Source organism: Aureimonas psammosilenae (assembly GCF_009176975.1).
GTDB lineage: Bacteria > Pseudomonadota > Alphaproteobacteria > Rhizobiales > Rhizobiaceae > Plantimonas > Plantimonas psammosilenae.
This window is the reverse complement of the sequence record NZ_WEZG01000002.1, coordinates 41,767-57,648: the sequence shown is the minus strand read 5'-3', so window position 1 is coordinate 57,648 and position 15,882 is coordinate 41,767. Positions and strand designations below refer to the sequence as shown.

The 15,882-nt window shown below is 64.8% G+C and carries 14 protein-coding genes, 1 tRNA gene and 1 pseudogene; 9 read left to right on the top strand and 7 right to left on the bottom strand.

From position 1 onward, the window contains the following. The first annotated feature begins 206 nt into the window (after nucleotides 1–206). The gene (locus F9929_RS04020; RefSeq protein WP_235919015.1) at nucleotides 207–1,691 is read left to right on the top strand and encodes a sensor histidine kinase; all 1,485 of its coding nucleotides are present in this window, start codon (nucleotides 207–209) and stop codon (nucleotides 1,689–1,691) included. A gap of 142 nt (nucleotides 1,692–1,833) precedes the next feature. Beyond that, nucleotides 1,834–1,910, top strand: a tRNA-Arg gene (locus tag F9929_RS04015). Nucleotides 1,911–2,365: 455 nt separating this feature from the next. Here F9929_RS04015 and F9929_RS04010 read toward each other — a convergent pair. The 4 genes and pseudogenes from F9929_RS04010 to F9929_RS24855 all read right to left on the bottom strand — a co-directional run. After that, nucleotides 2,366–2,569 carry a hypothetical protein gene (locus tag F9929_RS04010; protein WP_152045267.1) on the bottom strand — a complete coding sequence of 68 codons (204 nt, stop codon included), beginning with the start codon at nucleotides 2,567–2,569 and terminating at the stop codon, nucleotides 2,366–2,368. 164 nt (nucleotides 2,570–2,733) lie between these two features. Then, entirely contained in the window at nucleotides 2,734–3,444 is a 711-nt protein-coding gene (locus F9929_RS04005; protein WP_152045266.1) for a restriction endonuclease subunit S domain-containing protein, read from the bottom strand. Between the two features lie 297 nt (nucleotides 3,445–3,741). Continuing rightward, entirely contained in the window at nucleotides 3,742–4,119 is a 378-nt protein-coding gene (locus F9929_RS04000; RefSeq protein WP_152045265.1) for a hypothetical protein, read from the bottom strand. 129 nt (nucleotides 4,120–4,248) lie between these two features. Further along, nucleotides 4,249–4,377: pseudogene (locus F9929_RS24855) on the bottom strand (IS3 family transposase); the annotation flags it as partial. A gap of 207 nt (nucleotides 4,378–4,584) precedes the next feature. Here F9929_RS24855 and F9929_RS03990 point away from each other — a divergent pair. Continuing rightward, nucleotides 4,585–4,899, top strand: coding sequence for a hypothetical protein (locus F9929_RS03990; RefSeq protein WP_152045263.1), 315 nt, complete (start codon nucleotides 4,585–4,587; stop codon nucleotides 4,897–4,899). Between the two features lie 21 nt (nucleotides 4,900–4,920). Here the strand turns inward: F9929_RS03990 and F9929_RS03985 are convergent, their stop codons facing one another. After that, on the bottom strand, nucleotides 4,921–5,580 hold the full coding sequence (locus F9929_RS03985) for a GntR family transcriptional regulator (protein WP_152045262.1): 660 nt from the start codon (nucleotides 5,578–5,580) through the stop codon (nucleotides 4,921–4,923). A gap of 143 nt (nucleotides 5,581–5,723) precedes the next feature. Here F9929_RS03985 and F9929_RS03980 point away from each other — a divergent pair, with 143 nt between their 5' ends. The 6 genes from F9929_RS03980 (at nucleotide 5,724) to F9929_RS03955 (ending at nucleotide 12,088) form a co-directional block, all read left to right on the top strand. Continuing rightward, nucleotides 5,724–6,707: a Bug family tripartite tricarboxylate transporter substrate binding protein gene (locus tag F9929_RS03980; RefSeq protein ID WP_152045261.1), complete on the top strand. Its 984-nt coding sequence runs from the start codon at nucleotides 5,724–5,726 to the stop codon at nucleotides 6,705–6,707. A gap of 4 nt (nucleotides 6,708–6,711) precedes the next feature. Next, a complete protein-coding gene (locus F9929_RS03975; protein WP_152045260.1) occupies nucleotides 6,712–7,152 on the top strand; it encodes a tripartite tricarboxylate transporter TctB family protein in 441 nt (146 codons plus the stop codon). A 4-nt stretch (nucleotides 7,153–7,156) separates the two neighbouring features. Then, nucleotides 7,157–8,665: a tripartite tricarboxylate transporter permease gene (locus tag F9929_RS03970; protein ID WP_152045259.1), complete on the top strand. Its 1,509-nt coding sequence runs from the start codon at nucleotides 7,157–7,159 to the stop codon at nucleotides 8,663–8,665. Between the two features lie 19 nt (nucleotides 8,666–8,684). Next, nucleotides 8,685–9,590 (top strand): methylisocitrate lyase, encoded by a 906-nt coding sequence (gene prpB / locus F9929_RS03965; protein WP_152045258.1) that lies wholly within the window; start codon nucleotides 8,685–8,687, stop codon nucleotides 9,588–9,590. Nucleotides 9,591–9,641: 51 nt separating this feature from the next. Then, nucleotides 9,642–10,397 (top strand): carboxylesterase family protein, encoded by a 756-nt coding sequence (locus F9929_RS03960; protein WP_152045257.1) that lies wholly within the window; start codon nucleotides 9,642–9,644, stop codon nucleotides 10,395–10,397. Between the two features lie 101 nt (nucleotides 10,398–10,498). Next, the gene (locus tag F9929_RS03955; protein WP_152045256.1) at nucleotides 10,499–12,088 is read left to right on the top strand and encodes an alpha/beta fold hydrolase; all 1,590 of its coding nucleotides are present in this window, start codon (nucleotides 10,499–10,501) and stop codon (nucleotides 12,086–12,088) included. A gap of 683 nt (nucleotides 12,089–12,771) precedes the next feature. Here the strand turns inward: F9929_RS03955 and F9929_RS03950 are convergent. Together F9929_RS03950 and F9929_RS03945 are read right to left on the bottom strand one after the other, a co-directional pair. Continuing rightward, nucleotides 12,772–13,539 (bottom strand): hypothetical protein, encoded by a 768-nt coding sequence (locus F9929_RS03950; RefSeq protein WP_152045255.1) that lies wholly within the window; start codon nucleotides 13,537–13,539, stop codon nucleotides 12,772–12,774. A gap of 1 nt (nucleotide 13,540) precedes the next feature. Then, a complete protein-coding gene (locus F9929_RS03945; protein WP_235919013.1) occupies nucleotides 13,541–15,844 on the bottom strand; it encodes a polysaccharide biosynthesis tyrosine autokinase in 2,304 nt (767 codons plus the stop codon). Nucleotides 15,845–15,882: the final 38 nt, after the last annotated feature.

Here is a 15,882-nt window from a genome sequence, read left to right as displayed (position 1 = left end):
TTATAGGAAGAAGGACGCCGTAAAGTCAATCGAAGAGACATATCTTCCCTCCTCTTGACGTTCCCGCCCTTGCCGCGAATGGACACGCGAAGCGCGACGCCTATGATTCCCTGCATGGCCTCGCACCCTATCGGGGCGGGAAAGCGTTCCGTCGCTCGTATGGGTCGAACAAAGGCGCAGCGGCAGGCGTGACCACGGAGCAGCGATTGAAAGGCACAGGCGGCACGGGACGGATGGGCGTAAACGGCACGCCGTTCAAGACCGCCGTGCGCAGGCCGCTTTCGACGAGCCTGCTTTGGCTGACGATTCTTGCGGTGATGCTGGCGGAAGTTCTGATCTTCGTGCCGTCCGTCGCCCATTTCCGCCTGGAATGGCTGCGCCAGAAGCTGGAAACGGCCGCTGCCGCCGGGCTGACGGCCGAGCAGCCGAAGGAGCCGGGCGAAGCCGCGCTCGGGCCGCGCCAACAGGCCGCGCTTCTGCGCGCCCTTGAAGCCGATCTCGTGGCCATCGCCAGCGGAGGCACGACCCGGCTTCTGGCCCGCAAGGAAACGATCCCCACCCTCGACCGGCAGATCGACATCGGCCGCAACCGTTGGCCGACCCAGATCGCCGGCGCGGTCGACACGCTGGTTTTCGGCGGCAATCGCACGATCCGGGTTCTCGGGCCCGTCGGCGACGAGGAAAGCCCGAGGCGGGCCGTGGCCGAAGTGGTGTTTCCCGAGCGCAAGTTGCGCGCCGCGATGCTCGCCTATGCGCGGAACGTCTTTCTCGTGTCCATTCTGATCGCGCTTTTCGCTGCCAGTCTGGTTTATGCGGCGATCACCCTCCTCCTGATCCGGCCGATCCGGGCGATGACCCAATCCATGCTGCGGTTCGGCGAATCACCGACGGACGCTTCGCGTCTTATCCAGCCGAGCGGGCGGCCGGACGAGATCGGCGCGGCCGAAGCGGAACTGGCCGGGATGCAGGCGACGCTCGCCGCGACGTTGCGCGAACAGCGCCACCTCGCCGATCTCGGGCTCGCGGTCTCCAAGATCAATCACGACCTCCGCAACATCCTCGCCTCGGCTCAAATGGTCTCGGACCGGCTGGCGGACATCCAGGAACCGCGCGTCCAGCGCGCCCTCCCCCTTCTCTTACGCAGCCTCGACCGCGCGCTCGTCTACACCCAGACGGTGATGTCCTACGGCAAGGCGGTGGAAGAAGCGCCGACGCGCCGGCATGTGCGTTTGCACCGCCTCGTCGCCGACGTGTTCGAGGTCGCGCCGGTCGGACCGGACAGCGGCATCGAGTTCGTGAACGGCGTGCCGGAGGACTTCGAGATCGAGGTCGACGCCGATCAGTTCTTCCGCGCGGTGAACAATCTCTGCCGCAATGCCGTCCAGGCGCTGGAAGGCGAAGCGGACGGCGTCCTCGTTCGGCGCGTCACCGTGGAAGCGTTTGCGGCCGAGGACGGGACAACCGTGATCCGCGTGGCCGATACGGGACCCGGCCTGCCGCCGCGGGCCCGCGAGAATCTGTTCAAGGCGTTCCGGGGTTCGGGCCGGGCGGGAGGAACGGGCCTCGGCCTCGCCATCGCCGCCGAGATCGTGGAAGCCCACGGCGGGCGCATCGACCTCGTGGACGAGCCGCGCGCCGGCGCCTGCTTCGAAATCCGCCTGCCGCTTCGCGGAACTCTCCCGACCTCCTGACAGGCTACTTCGGAGCATTGGTCGATTCAGACTTCGCATCCACCGACGCGATCTTTTCATACAAAGACACGCAAACCCGCTTGCCAAGCCGATCGGGAATGAGTACCAAGCGCTCATCCGAAGCCGAAGCGCTTCGATAGCGGCGCCCGTAGCTCAGCTGGATAGAGCACCAGACTACGAATCTGGGGGTCAGAGGTTCGAATCCTTTCGGGCGCGCCACTTTTACCATGTAAAAACAGATGGTTGACGGTGCAGCGGCCAGGCTGAGCCGAGGTGTTGTCCGCGAGAATCGCCACCGAGTCGCCACGGCAAAGGTGCCTTATCCATCTCGCTTGCGAAGATGCTGCCCCCACTGAGAAACGAACCAGCCGCGCGTGGCGCTGATGCGTTTCCGAACATGCCGGAAGCGAGGAGGTTAGACCGCTCCGATCTCGACTGCCAAATTTCATTGGGACCAACGAACAGCCCGTCCCATGCCGGTTCCCAATCGCCTCCCCATTGACGCCGCAGGTACTCACGGTTTGCCCGTAAAGCCGCAGGTTTACCGACCCCCTGATATGTCAAAAATCCGGCGTTGATGAAGTCGTGATATGTGCGCTGAAAATCTTCGGAGAACAAATCGCCGTAGGCGTGAAACGTTCTATCGATCTCCCGCTTGATTGCTATTATGCGCCTCAGCGGAATGTCGCGCCAGCTTCCACGCAAGTGAAACAACAGAGAAGATCGTGCACCTTCGGCACGATTGCATCGTAGATGGCGATCCGTTTCTTCATGAGTTCTTGATTGACGGCTTTCCTGCGATCCAAATGGACAGTGGCCCAAGCGACCGTCAGCGCAACAAAGTCGCTGAGAAGCGTTGTCCACCATGGCGAAGTCATGCGGCAGCCGTCCCTTTCACCGTTCGATACCCATGCCGCAAACTTGATCACCGCCCCAAAGAAAGAACGGCGCGAGCGATTCCGGGCGGGCCACGGCAAGCCGTTCCCACAAGCGAGATGACGGAATCATACGCGCTTCCCGAGAACGGGCATTCATTCTCCGGTCAAAGATCGACCACTTCATCCGTCGCTGAAGGCGTGTCGCTCTCCGGCAAGGCGAGACGGCTAGCCTCTGCGACTTCTGTCACGACTTGGCGTTGATGTGCGTGAGCTTGTCGAAGCCGATCACCTGAGGTTTTCTGCGCCGCCGTGGTAGGTGCTGGCGGGACCGGAAGGGACATTAGAGCCTCCGGGCTTTCGACGCGCGTACGATTTGACGTGCCCGTGACGAAACCTTCGATGATGCGCTTTACCAGCGGCGTTCGCAGCATCGCCACCAGCCAGTGAGGGTCTACACCCTTCTTGGCGGGAAGGATGCAGTACTCCTTCGAGACAACGGCAGCCTGACAGTCGTCACCGACAACCCCCACCGATCCATGCACGAGATCGATGCCGGACACGAGAATATCGCCGTCCTCCACCGCTTGCAGCGTCTCGGTCCCGTACTGCGTGTCCGTGAGAGCTTTGCGTCCGACGAAAGCCGTCCCGCGTGACACGAACGCGAAGGAATAGAAGTTGCTTTGTTTGGGCGTACGTCCGGTCGATACGAGGTCCGCAAGATCACTCAGAGACACGGTAGCTGGCAACTGCGCTACGGCTTCCTTCATCCGCCAGTGCGCCACGTCCAGCCGCTCCTGAGGACGTGCAGGGTTCAGGGGCCAGAGTGCGAAGGTCGCCTCCTCGCCTAGAGCGTCCAGCACCTTCTCAGTCTCCACGCGCGCCTCTGCTATTCTCAAGTCTCCCGGGACGGGCGAACTATCGGCACGGCAAGCCGCAAGCACCGTCGAACGCCACGCATCATAGGCATCACAAACCGGGTCAAGGTCGTTCGGCCGTAAAAGGTCATTGCCCGTTGGACCTGTACGGAGAGCTTGCGCGAAAAAGACGGGCTCACGCTGAGCAACATTCGGCGGCTTGCGCACAAGGGCGAGGATGGAAGTTTTCGCAGTGGTGCAAGCAAGGTCCTCGAAGGCGTCACGAGGAAGGGAGAGCACGGCCTTCAGGAAGAAGTTTCACCGGATGAACTCCCGAGCCCCCGCATACTCGCGCGTATTCGGCACGGCTTCGTCAATGACGAAGGCAAGTATGCCACCTTGCCATTCGGCCGGCATACTGGCGTCCCGAGACGCCTTCAATACTTGCACCAACGCGCCAATGAAGAGCGCGCCGCCCTTCGTCGTGCGTCCCGCTGGTATCCTGGTAACTTTGCCCGGCGCGATAGCCGAGACAGCGGCATCAACCTTTGCCCGCCACTCGCCCATTCGCTCCTTGGCGCGATCCGCCTTGCGATCCTCACCGGCCGCCTTCAGCGTGGCGGCCTTCAATGCGAACTCTTCGACCTTCGCCTTCGCGCGGTCTCGCTCCGTCTCTTCGCGAAGATGATGCGGCATTACGTCAAAGGCCTCGCTGGACCATTTCCGTGCCGCCGCTGCCTGGGCTTCCGGGGAGGCTCCGGGTGAACCGCGCCGGGTTTCCCGGAGGCCGTTTGGTTTGAGTTTTACGCGGCGATCGGCATGGTCTCAGAGCTGGGCGTAGTAGGCTTCTTCCGCTTCGACGGGCGGGATGTTGCCGATCGGCTCGAGCAATCGTCGGTTGTTGAACCAGTCGATCCATTCAAGCGTGGCGAACTCGACGGCCTCTGAGTGTTCAGTCCCGGCATTTGATGGATTGGATCGATCATGAATCTTTTGGGTTCGATTGTCCATTGTTTGCAGATGAACTCGCAGGGCGTGAACCTGGCCCATAGTGCCTCCTTCCACTCCCGTGAAAAACCTGCACCATCAAAGCCTGGGATCAAACACCACGACGGGAAGCGCGACAGCCGCCCTCACGGCACTCGTGGGAAGCGGGCTGGCATGGACATCGACCTGCTCACCTGGCAGGGCGAGGACATTGGTCGCCCCAGCGATATCGCTGCATGCAGCGTGACCGACGGGGACGTGATCAGGGCACGCATCAGTGGAAAGTACGTTGCCGTGTTCCGCGGCAGCTTCTGTCCTGCCCCGCCGGATAAACCGGTTCGGATCCGATGCTTGGAAGACTTGGTCCTGACCCGGATTTTGGCCCAGGTGTCATGGGAGTTCTCGGGCTTTCATGGGTTTTCCGCGAACTCGGCCGGGGACAAGTTTCTCAGGCTCGTCTGCGCACGATGGTGGTTGTCGGGGATTTAGATCGGCGACGCATCCCGCAGGTCAGTACTGATGACGCGGGGATGTCGCGGCGATCAAGGCTGCTCTTGCGGCTTTCACGTGACGGCGCATGGTGAACTCGGCGGAGTCTGGATCGCGCTCGGCCAGCGCCTCCATGATCCGTCCATGCTCTTTCCAGGCGGCGAGGCCCCGCCCCTTCACCGACCTATGCCGGGCGCGGCAGAGCTTGAGCCGAGGGTAGAACTGGTCGCAGAGGAGATCGGTCAGCACCGGATTGCCGCAGCCGCGGCCGACACGGACATGGAAGTCTGTGTCGAAATCCTGTTGCAGATACGGACCGGCCGGATCCGCCTCGAGGGCATGTCCGTGCATGGCCACGATCTCCTGCAGTTCGGTGATCGCACCATCGTTCATGTTCGTGGCTGCCAGTCGGCACGCCATCGCCTCCAGTGCCTCCCGCACGTCGAGGATCGCCAGGAACTCATCGAGGCTGGGCGATACGACGCGCACACCCTGGTTGGGCACATGCGTGACGATCCCCCGCTCCTGAAGACGGCGGATCGCCTCGCGCACCGGAGCGCGGCTGACCTGAAGTTGTTCGGCGAGCGCCGGCTCGCTCAATTTCGCACCCGGAGGGATGTCGCCCTGCAGGATCGCACGGCTGAGCTTCTCATAGATCGACGCGGACTGGTTCGAACGCATGCGCCCTCATGATCGGATGGCCAGGGGGAATAATAATCTGTCGACATATTTCCTAAAAACTAGATTTTATGGATGCATTTCCTTCCGTTCAAGGAAATTTTGTCGACACTTTTTCAGAGCATCGTTTGGGAGGACGGTTCGCAATGAGACATGTTCACTGGCTGACGGCAGCTACCCTTCTGGTTTCGGGCGCGGCCGTGGCGCAGGAGTTCCAGCCCCGCAACCCGGAATGCGTCGCCCCGGCGGCACCTGGCGGCGGCTTCGACCTGACCTGCCGCCTGACCTCGCAGAAGCTCAACGAGCTCGGCATCGTGGAGCCGACGATCCGCACCACCAACATGCCGGGCGGCATCGGCGCGGTCGCCTACAACATGATCCAGGCCCAGCGGCGCAATGACCCCAACGTGATCGTCGCCGTTTCCACGGGCTCCTGGGTGAACCTCGCGCAGGGCAAGTTCGGGCGCTTCTCCGAGAACGACGTCCGTTGGCTCGGCGCCGTAGGCGCCGACTACGGGGTCCTCGCCGTGCGCAAGGACAGCCGCTTCAAGACGATGGAGGACTTCGTCGCGGCCCTGAAGCAGAACGTCTCCTCGGTGGCGATCGGGGCCGGCGGCACGGTCGGCCGCCAGGACTGGATGAAGCCCGCGCTCGTCGCCAAGGCCGCCGGCGTCGATCCAAAGGGCATGCGCTACCTGTCCTACGAGGGCGGCGGCGAGGCCCTGGCGGCGCTGCTCGGCGGCACGATCGAGGCGCTGCCCGGCGACGCGTCGGAAATGCTCGGCCAGCTCGAGGCCGGCGAGATCCGTGTGCTCGCCACCTTCTCGGCCGAGCGCCTGCCGGGCGCCTATGCGGACGTGCCCACCGCCAAGGAGGCCGGCTACGACGTGGAATGGCCGATCGTGCGCGGCTTCTACGCGCCTCCGGGCATCAAGGATGCGGAATACGCCTATTGGACGGACGCCCTCACGAAGCTGAACGCCAACCCCGAATGGCAGAAGGCACGCACCGAGCAGGGCCTCTTCGAATACGACCTCGTCGGGCCCGAGTTCGACGCCTTCGCCAAGAAGCGTACCCAGGACTTCCGCACCCTCGCCACCGAGGTCGGCCTGCCCACGAGCGGGAAGTGAGCCGATGGCCGCGAGCGCGATCTTCGACCGCATCAGCGGGTTTGCCGTCCTTCTTCTCGGCATCGGGGCGGTCTGGCACGGCGTCAGCCTCAAGGTCGCCTTCGCGGCCGATCCGGTGGGACCCAAGGCCTTCCCCGTCATCGTCGGCCTGATCCTCCTCGTCTGCGGGGCCTCGATCGCTCTCAGGCCGACGGCGATGGCTTGGGAGGTCGGGGACTACGGCCGGATCCTTCTCGTGGCCGTCGCCTCCCTGATCTACCCCTTCATCCTGATTCCCCTCGGCTTCGTTCCGGCCACCGCCATCCTCGGCTTCCTCTGCGCGCTCGCGTTCAAGGGACGGCCGCTCCCTTCCCTCGTCGGCGCGGTGGCTCTGGCCTTGGTAATCTTCGCGCTGATCGACCTCGGGCTCGGCCTCGGCCTGCCGCGCGGCCCGCTGGGGATGTGAAACCATGGACGCTCTCGCCTCGCTCGCCTACGGCTTCTCCGTCGCGCTCACGCCCTTCAACCTCCTCCTTGCGCTCCTCGGCGCGGCGCTCGGCACCGCCGTCGGCGCGCTGCCGGGCATCGGCCCGATCAACTCGATCGTGCTTCTCCTGCCGCTCTGCTTCGCGCTCGGCCTGCCGCCGGAAAGCGCGCTGATCCTGCTCGCCGGCATCTACTACGGCTCGGGCTACGGCGGGCGAATCTCGTCGATCCTTCTCAACATCCCCGGCGACCCCGGCCTCGTGATGACGACGCTGGACGGGTTCCCGCTGGCGCAGAAGGGGCGCGGTGCCGCGGCGCTCGCCATCAGCGGTATCGGCAGTTTCGTCGGCGGCACGCTGACCGTCGTGCTCCTCAGCTTCCTGGCCGTCCCCCTCGCCCGCATCGCCGTGACCTTCGGCCCGGCCGAATACGTCGCTCTGATGACTCTGTCCTTCACGCTGCTCGCCACGATCGGCGAGGCGCGGCCAGCCAAGACCTGGGCCGCGATCGCCCTCGGCCTGCTTCTCGCGATCGTCGGCATCGATGGCGGATCGGGGATCGAGCGCTTCACCTTCGGCTCGCTGGAGCTTCTGGGCGGTGTCGACTTCACCACCTTGACCATCGGCCTCTTCGCGGTGAGCGAGATCCTGGTCGTGGCAGAGGGGCTGCGCTCGGGAACGGTGACGAACTATTCCGGCGGAGAGCGCCTGAAGTGGTCCGAGATCCGCGCCTGCATCCCGGCGATGCTGCGGGCGACCGGGCTCGGCTTCTTCCTCGGCATCCTGCCCGCCACGGGCGCCGCCGTCTCGTCCGCGCTGGCCTATACCGTGGAGAAGCGCATCTCGGACCGGGGCACGTTCGGCAAAGGCGACATGCGCGGGCTCGCCTCGCCCGAGACGGCCGACAACGCCGCGCAGACGGCCTCGATGGTGCCGATGCTTGCGCTCGGCATTCCCGGCTCGGGAACCACCGCCGTGCTGCTCGGCGCGCTGATGATGTACTCCGTGACGCCGGGCCCGCTGCTCTTCACCCAGCGACCCGAGATCGCCTGGGGCCTGATCGCGTCGATGTACATCGGCAACATCATGCTTCTCGTCCTGAACCTGCCGCTGGTCGGCCTCTTCGCCCGGCTGCTGCTGGTTCCCTACTGGATCCTCTTCCCCGGCATCCTTGGCCTCTCTTTTGCGGGTGTCTATGCCGCGACGAACTCGCCGTTCGAACTCGTGCTGACGGTGCTCCTGGGCATTCTCGCCTATGTCATGCGCAAGGTCGGCTTTCCGCTGATCCCGCTCCTCATCGCCTTCGTGCTGGCACGCCTGTTCGAGGACAACCTGCGCCAGGCCATGTCGCTGTCGGACGGAAACCCGGCCATCCTTTTTCAGTCGCCGGTCGCCGTCGCCATCTGGCTCGTGGCGCTGGCCGTGCTGCTCGTGCCCCTGATCGCGCCGCGCCTGCGCAAGCGTGTCGCGCATATGGCCGACAGCGAGACCTGACGTCCAAGGACCCGATCCCATGACCTATCTCGTCGCCGCCGACCTTCCCCGGCAGTCCGCAGGCTCGCGCTTCGGCGCGCTGATCGATCGCCCGGAGATCCTCGGCATCCCCGGCGCGCACAACGGGCTCGCGGCGATCCAGGCACGCGACGCCGGCTTCGAGGCGCTCTATCTCTCGGGCGCGGCGGTGAGCGCCTCCATGGGCCTGCCCGACCTCGGCATCCTCACCGTGGAGGACATGAGCTTCTTCATTCGTCAGATCGCCCGCGCCTCCGGCCTGCCGCTCCTGGCGGACGGCGACACGGGCTACGGCGAGGCGCTGAACGTCATGCACATGGTGCGATCCTTCGAGGACGCGGGCGCCGGCGCCGTGCAGATCGAGGACCAGTTGCTGCCGAAGAAATGCGGCCACCTCAACGACAAGCAGCTTGCCGCGCCGACGGACATGGCCGCGAAGGTCAACGCCGCCAAACGCGCATCGCGCGACCTCGTGGTCATCGCACGCACGGACGCCGCCGCGAGCGAGGGGATCGAAGGAGCGGTCGCGCGTGCGAAGCTCTATCTCGAGGCGGGCGCCGACGCGATCTTCCCGGAGGCGCTGACCTCGGTCGAGATGTTCCGCGAGGTCGCAAGCCGCCTGCCCGACGTGAAGCTGCTCGCCAACATGACGGAGTTCGGCCGCACGCCCGCCCTGACGGCACAAGAGTTCCAGGACCTCGGCTACGCCATGGTGATCTGGCCCGTCACCTCGCTGCGCGTCGCGGCCAAGGCGCAAGGCGAACTCTACGCCCGCTTGGCGGCCGAAGGCACCCCGGTCTCGCTGCTGGACCGGATGCAGACCCGCGCCGAACTCTACGAGACCATCCGCTACTACGACTACGAGGCGCTGGATCGCAGCATCGTCGCGACCGTGCTGCCCGCCTGAGGCAGGGACTCGCACGGCAAGCGTTCGTGCCCACAAGAAGGATCGACGATCATGCGCATCACCATCGCCTCGCTCGCCCTGGCAGCCGCCCTCGGTCTCTGCGCCGTGCCGGCCCTTGGCGAACAGACGGCGGCCCACTCAGCGGCCACGATCCCGGCGGACCTGAACTACCTGCTCTCCGTTCCGGCCGGCTACGAGACGTCGAACGAGACCTATCCGCTGATCGTCTGGCTGCACGGCGGCGACCAGGGCGGCAGCAACGTGGAGAAGGTGCGCGCCAGCGGCCTGCCCGCGCTGATCGAGACGGGGCGCGAGGTGCCCTACCTCGTGTTCTCACCGCAGAACCCGAGCGAGGAACTGCTCTATCCGATCGAGACGGTGAAGGCGGCGCTGGACGAGGTCGTGGCCGGCCACCGCGTCGATCGATCCCTCATTATCGTGATGGGCTACAGCCGAGGCGCCTTCGCGGCCTGGGCCATGGCCGAGCAGTATCCCGAGACCTTCGCTGCAGTGGTGCCGATCGCGGGCGGCGGCAATCGCCACTATCTCAACCGCGCGAACGAGAAGGCCGCCTTCTGGATCTTCCACGGGACCGACGACGAGGTCATTCCGCTATCGGACTCGGTCGTGCTCTACGAACGATTGAAGGCCTTGAAGCGCGACGCTCGTCTGACCGTCTTCGAGAACACGAGCCACGAGGCAGTCGAGGCGGCTGCGCTCAACGACCAGGGGCTATGGGACTGGATCGCCGAGCGGCGGCTGGAGGTTTCGCCAGCTGAGCCCGCGCCAGTTCAGTCCGCGCAGTAGCTCGCATCTGCCGGCGTCGCTCCCAACAATCAGGGGGCCTGACGATCTCTTCGCCTCTGTGCAGAATGGCGGCGTCGCTTCGTGAGACTAGGAGGTACGGGATGCGTCGAACTTCGGTAGCAGCGAGCCTGGCCGTACTGGCGGGCATTACGGGAGCGCAGGGAGCGCAGGGAGCGCCGGTCGTGAATCCGGGGACGCCCGCGCCCGACTGTACGGCTCACGTCAACTACGACCGCAACACCGATCTTCCCGGCTATCGCGACACAGCCGGCGTCTGCCAGCCCTTCATGTCGCTGAACCAACTCGTGCCGGACGACTACGCCGGTGACTTCTACGCCGCCGAGTTCACCGACGCGAAGATTCACGAGCGCTGGCAGGCGTGCAAGGCGGACGAGGCCTGCGCGGCGGCGGCCCGCAAGGGCGCCAAGGGCTTTGCCCGCGTCGAGACACGCGAAACGGGTACGGTCGGCACCAGGGGGAAGATCGATCCCGAGGGCGAGGTCGATCTCGCCGCCATCCGCCGCCCGGCGGACTTCGGCAAGGCGCCCTACGGCGAGCCGATCGCGAGCGCCGATGGCCAGACCTTCGTGGTCGAGTTCATCGCGCCGCGCGACGCCTATGAGCGGGTCCACCTCAAGACCAATGGCGAGATCAAGTTGCGTGGCTGGTACATCCGAGGCGACGGCATCGCGCCCGGCGAAGGTCAGCGGGAGCGCGCGCTCGTCGTGATGAACAACGGCGGCGGCAACGAGATCACCGCGCTGGACGACCCAAGTTCGGTGCCCGTCGCGCGCGACGAGGCGAGCGGCAAGTATGTTCTGAACGAGAAGCCGGACGGCCTGTCGGAGGAGCCCGGCATGCGCCATTGGCGCGGCTTCGCCCATGCGTTCCATAAGGCGGGTTTCGACATCCTCGTCACCGATCGGCGCGGCAACGGCCTCTCAGGCGGGCAGAACGGCTTCAACACGGCCGAGCAGGCCAAAGATATGGCGCGCGAGTTCGAGCAGTTGGCATCCGGCCAAGGGATGCGGGCGATGGGACCGGACGGGGTGACCCTGGAGGGCCCGCAGGCCGCCTCGACCGTCATGGACGGCGCCGATATCGCGGCGATGCCGATCGTCCTCATGGGCTACTCGCGCGGCTCTTACGCCGTCGCCTATGCCATGCACAAGAACTTCGTCGAGACTTGCGACCGCGATATGCCCGGCGGCACCTGTGGCCCGGCGCTCCGCCGCACCAACATCAAGGGAGCGATCCTCTACGGCCCGAACGCCGGCGGCCTCGGCACGCGCGTCAAAGGTCACGACATGATCGAGGCGGCGCTGCGCGAGGAGTTCTCGACGACTTACTATCCCGATGGCGACGTCGCAGCAGGCGTCACAAGCTGGCCGGCGCTGCAGATCGTCAAGGGTACCTGGGACTATGTGGAAGGGCTGGAAGGCAGCCTCGGCGCGCTGAACCGCACGAAGGGCCTGAAGGACATCTTCGTCTTCCACGGCCCCCATCAGCTCGCAACGCAATCGCCGGAGAACATGGCGCTTGCCGGTGAGCGCATGGCGAGGTTCGCGTTGGCTGCGGCGAAGGGCGAAACCCGGTTGGACGGCAGCGCCGTACCCATCGACCTGCGTGCACTTGTGTTTTCCGCTCCGTCGCATTGGGACAAGACTACCAATCCCGACAGCATGCATTAAGCCGCGCCACAGAACTGGCCGACCCGCGACTTCGGCTGGGAGGCCGTCACCGCGAATGCGATGAGGTGGCGGAGCAAATGACGAAGCTGTCCCGCGTGGGCGTTCGCGATACGCCAAGCGTCGCGGCGAGCTTGGCTTTCACAGTAAGGTCACTGCCGCGCAGGCGGCGGCTGCGGACTACTTTCAACACCAAGCGGCAGATGAAGTGACTACGCCTTTTTATACTAATTTCAATGATATAGATGTCCTCAGTTTCGTTCTGACCAGCGCGCCACTTCAACATATCGGACGTACGTGCTGCGCGTTTGCCGTCGCAACCAAAGTCCGATCGTGCAACTCTTGGCCATCGGCGACTTGCTGACGGGTCTTTCTGCGACGCTCCTTCAGATAACGCCAACGCCGATCTCCCGATATCTTTGGATCTGGAAGTCGTACGCGATCATGAGCGCGCGGCGCAGGCGAACTTTGCCTGGCGCGAAGTTCTGCTCCCATCTCGAAGAATACGCGTCAGGCGGCCTTTAAGACGGAACGCTGGGATGAGTTTCGCATGGGTGGGCGCTTGTCGCGATGCAACCGGCCTTTCTGCGCTGTTTTGACGGTATCACGTCTGCTTTTCGCAGCGGGCGTTGTGCCCAGCTGCCCGCTCGGCGCCATCCCGTGTTCAGAACATCGCGGACAGGCCGCTACTTCAGCTCAGGGGGTCGGTTCAGAAGGTCGAAAAGGGATGACGTGCCCGACGACGGGTTGATCCGCACCGGGGCGGGGCGGGCGAGATCGTATTGGTGCAGGGCGTAGTCGACATCCGCCACGCGCTTCGTGGAGGCTTTGCGGTAGAGCGCGGTGAGTTCCATTGAGACGGGTCGCGGGGCGTTGCGGATGACCGATGCCAGCATGGCGGGTCGGGCCTGGAGCACGAACAGGTCGATATCGCGGTTTCTCGCCTCCGTTGCCGGCGGATCGAGCGCGACGGCGGGCGGCAGGGCGAGCCACGCCGCCACGCGCGGGAGGATCGCCGTCGACATGCCGGGCGAGAGCCGGTGCGACAGTTCCAGGGTCCCAGTGATGGATGACGGGGCCACGGCGACTTCCCGCATCAGGAGCGCCCGCTCGGCCCAAAGCGCGCCATCCCCCGGCAGGCAGCCGAGCGCCCGTTCGAAACCCGCATTCGCCGCCTGCAGCTTCGCCAGCCAGTTGTCGTAATCGACGGCCGCATTGGCCTTGCCGAGGTCGTCGAGGGCGCGTTTCACCGCAACGCTCTCGCGGAACGCTCCGCAGCGGTTCGCTGCATGCAGAACGCCGCCGATCCCGCCCGTATCGCTTTCGATATCCGAACGAAGCTCGGCCGCGCTCCCGTTGCGTTCCAGGGCGACGACCTCCGCCAGGGACCGGGCGGACAAGGCCGCCGAGGCGACCGCCACCAAGAGACCGACCAGCGCGCCCAGAACGCGCAAGTCAGGCGTTCTCGGTGTAGTAGCTGTTGTAGCGGTTGCTGTAGAACTCGTGCGAACCGAACTCGCGGTAGAGCTTCATCTTGTCGTTGTCGACATTGTTGAGGATCACGCCGAAGCACTTCTCCATCACGAGCGGATGGGTCCGCAACGCGTCGCGAACGAGCCGCCGGCTCGTCGCGCCCCATTCGATCACCAGAACGAAGGCGTCGATGTTGTGGGCGATCGCGCGCACATCGACGATCGGTCCGAGCGGCGGGAGATCGACGATGACGTAGTCGAACCTCTTGGCGGCGTCCGAAAGCATCTGCGCCGTCGCATCCGAGCCCAGAAGCTCGGACGTATGGAGGATGCGCTGCTTGGCCGACACCGGAAGGAAGACCATCCCGGTTTCCCGGTCGGAAAGCACTGCCTCTTCCAACGGGCGCCGGTTCAGGATCATCTCCTGAAGACCGATTTCCGGCTGCACGGCGAGAGACTTCGTCAGGCCGGGATTGCGCAGGTCGGCGTCGATCAAAAGCGTACGGTTGCCTTGAACGGCCAGGAGCGAACCGAGATTGGCCGAGATCGTGGTCTTCCCCTCCCCCGGCAGCATGGAGATGACGCCGATGACCTTCGCCCCCTTGCGGTCGATGGTGAGATCGGCGGCGATCTTGGCGCTGCGCAGCGTTTCGGCGAAGGAGGAAAGCGGATTTTCCGTCGCGTAGCGCGGCAGGTTGGTGACCGGCGTGATGGCGCGCCAGCCGCTTGCCTGACGGATCTCCTCGCTCGACATCGGGTTCGGCTTCACGTTGCGCACGGCCGGAACCATGCCGAGAAGCTCGATGCCGAGTTCGTCGCGAACCTCGTCGCCGGTGCGGAAGAAGCGGTCGCGGAACTCGCGGTAACCACCGAGCGCGGCACCCACCGCAGCGCCCAGGAACACGGCAAGCGCCAGGATCAGCGACTTGTTCGGCTTGCTCGGCTTGTCCGCCGGGTAAGCGGCGGAAATGATCCGCGCTTCCGTGATCGGGAAGGATTGCTGCTGGATCGCCTGCTGATAACGCTGGAGGAAGGTCTGGTAGAGATTGCGGTAGGTCTCGGCTTCACGCTCGAGTTCGCGCAGTTCCACCTGAAGGTTGTTGGCATCGGCGCTGACGCCGAGCGCGGACTGAACCGCCGCCTGCGCCGACGCTTCCTTCGCCTTGGCGACCTGAAGATCGTTCTCGTAGCTGCCGGCCAGACGGCTGAGTTCGCCGAACATCAGGCGGGCATATTCCGCCATTTCGGCACGCAGCCGCACGGCCTGCTGATGGTTGGGGCCGAGCCGGTTGGAAATCTCGCCTTCGCGCTTGGAGGAATCGAGATACTTCGTGCGCAGCGCGCTGACCACGGTATTGCTGATGGACTCCGACACGACGGAATTGACGTCGCCGCTGTCGACGAGGCGCTTGATGCTGTCGTAGCGGGCCTGCGCGGCAGCGGCATCCGACTGCGCGCTGGTCAACTGGGTGTTGAGGGCGGTGAGCTGCTGCTCGCTGATCAGCTTCCCGTCCGTCGTGATGAGACCGTTGTCCGCCCGGAACTTCTGCACCGCCTGATCGGACGAGATGGAGCGCTGGCGCAGTTCCTCGATCCGGCCCTGCAGCCAGCCGCCGGCCCGGCGCGTCGCTTCGAACTTCGAGTCGAGCTGATCGACGATATAGGTTTCGGCATAGGTCTGCGCGATCTTGGCCGAAAGCTGCGGATCGGGCGAGGTATAGCCGATGGAAAGAACCGTGGTGCCGCCGACGCGGCTGACCGTCAGGTTCCGGATGAGGATGCTGGTGGCCTGACGCACCTTGTCTTCGGCCACCTCGGGCTTCTCGTCACTGGAGAACCAGCTCGAAACGTTCACGAGGGAAACGACAAAGCTCTTCGCCTTGCTCAGAAGCGAGCGTGACGGCGACAGGAAGGCCTCGTTCTCGGGCAAACCGAGAGCCTTCGCGACCTTGGCGGCGAGCTGCTCGGAGCGCATCACCTCGGCCTGGCTGGCGATGGCGATCTCGTCGGTCAGGCTCGACGTCTGTTCTTCGGACAGGGCGAGTTCGTTGACGATACGATTGCTGCTCTTATCGATCAGCACGCTGCCGGAGGAGGTGTAGAGAGGGGTAGCCGTCGACACATAGGCCGCGCCCAGGAGTCCGCCCAAAACGGCCAATGCGGCGACCAGACGCCATTGGCGGCGTGCCGCCGCCAATATCCGGTCGATATCGATCAGTTGCCCTTCGCCTGCTCCGTCCCCTTCCCCTGAATAGCGCATGTTGGGGGACTGAGGGCCGTGAAGCATAGTGGACTCCGATCAGATACGGCTCCCGATCGCACCCG

Bases quoted from the DNA above. Each gene is read 5' to 3' on its own strand.
- prpB (WP_152045258.1), top strand. From the start codon at position 8,685: ATGACCTATCTCGTCGCCGCCGACCTTCCCCGGCAGTCCGCAGGCTCG.
- F9929_RS03980 (WP_152045261.1), top strand. From the start codon at position 5,724: ATGAGACATGTTCACTGGCTGACGGCAGCTACCCTTCTGGTTTCGGGC.
- F9929_RS04010 (WP_152045267.1), bottom strand. From the start codon at position 2,569: ATGACTTCGCCATGGTGGACAACGCTTCTCAGCGACTTTGTTGCGCTG.
- F9929_RS04000 (WP_152045265.1), bottom strand. From the start codon at position 4,119: ATGCCGCATCATCTTCGCGAAGAGACGGAGCGAGACCGCGCGAAGGCG.
- F9929_RS03955 (WP_152045256.1), top strand. From the start codon at position 10,499: ATGCGTCGAACTTCGGTAGCAGCGAGCCTGGCCGTACTGGCGGGCATT.
- F9929_RS03945 (WP_235919013.1), bottom strand. From the start codon at position 15,844: ATGCTTCACGGCCCTCAGTCCCCCAACATGCGCTATTCAGGGGAAGGG.
- F9929_RS03975 (WP_152045260.1), top strand. From the start codon at position 6,712: ATGGCCGCGAGCGCGATCTTCGACCGCATCAGCGGGTTTGCCGTCCTT.
- F9929_RS03970 (WP_152045259.1), top strand. From the start codon at position 7,157: ATGGACGCTCTCGCCTCGCTCGCCTACGGCTTCTCCGTCGCGCTCACG.
- F9929_RS03985 (WP_152045262.1), bottom strand. From the start codon at position 5,580: ATGCGTTCGAACCAGTCCGCGTCGATCTATGAGAAGCTCAGCCGTGCG.
- F9929_RS03990 (WP_152045263.1), top strand. From the start codon at position 4,585: ATGGACATCGACCTGCTCACCTGGCAGGGCGAGGACATTGGTCGCCCC.
- F9929_RS03960 (WP_152045257.1), top strand. From the start codon at position 9,642: ATGCGCATCACCATCGCCTCGCTCGCCCTGGCAGCCGCCCTCGGTCTC.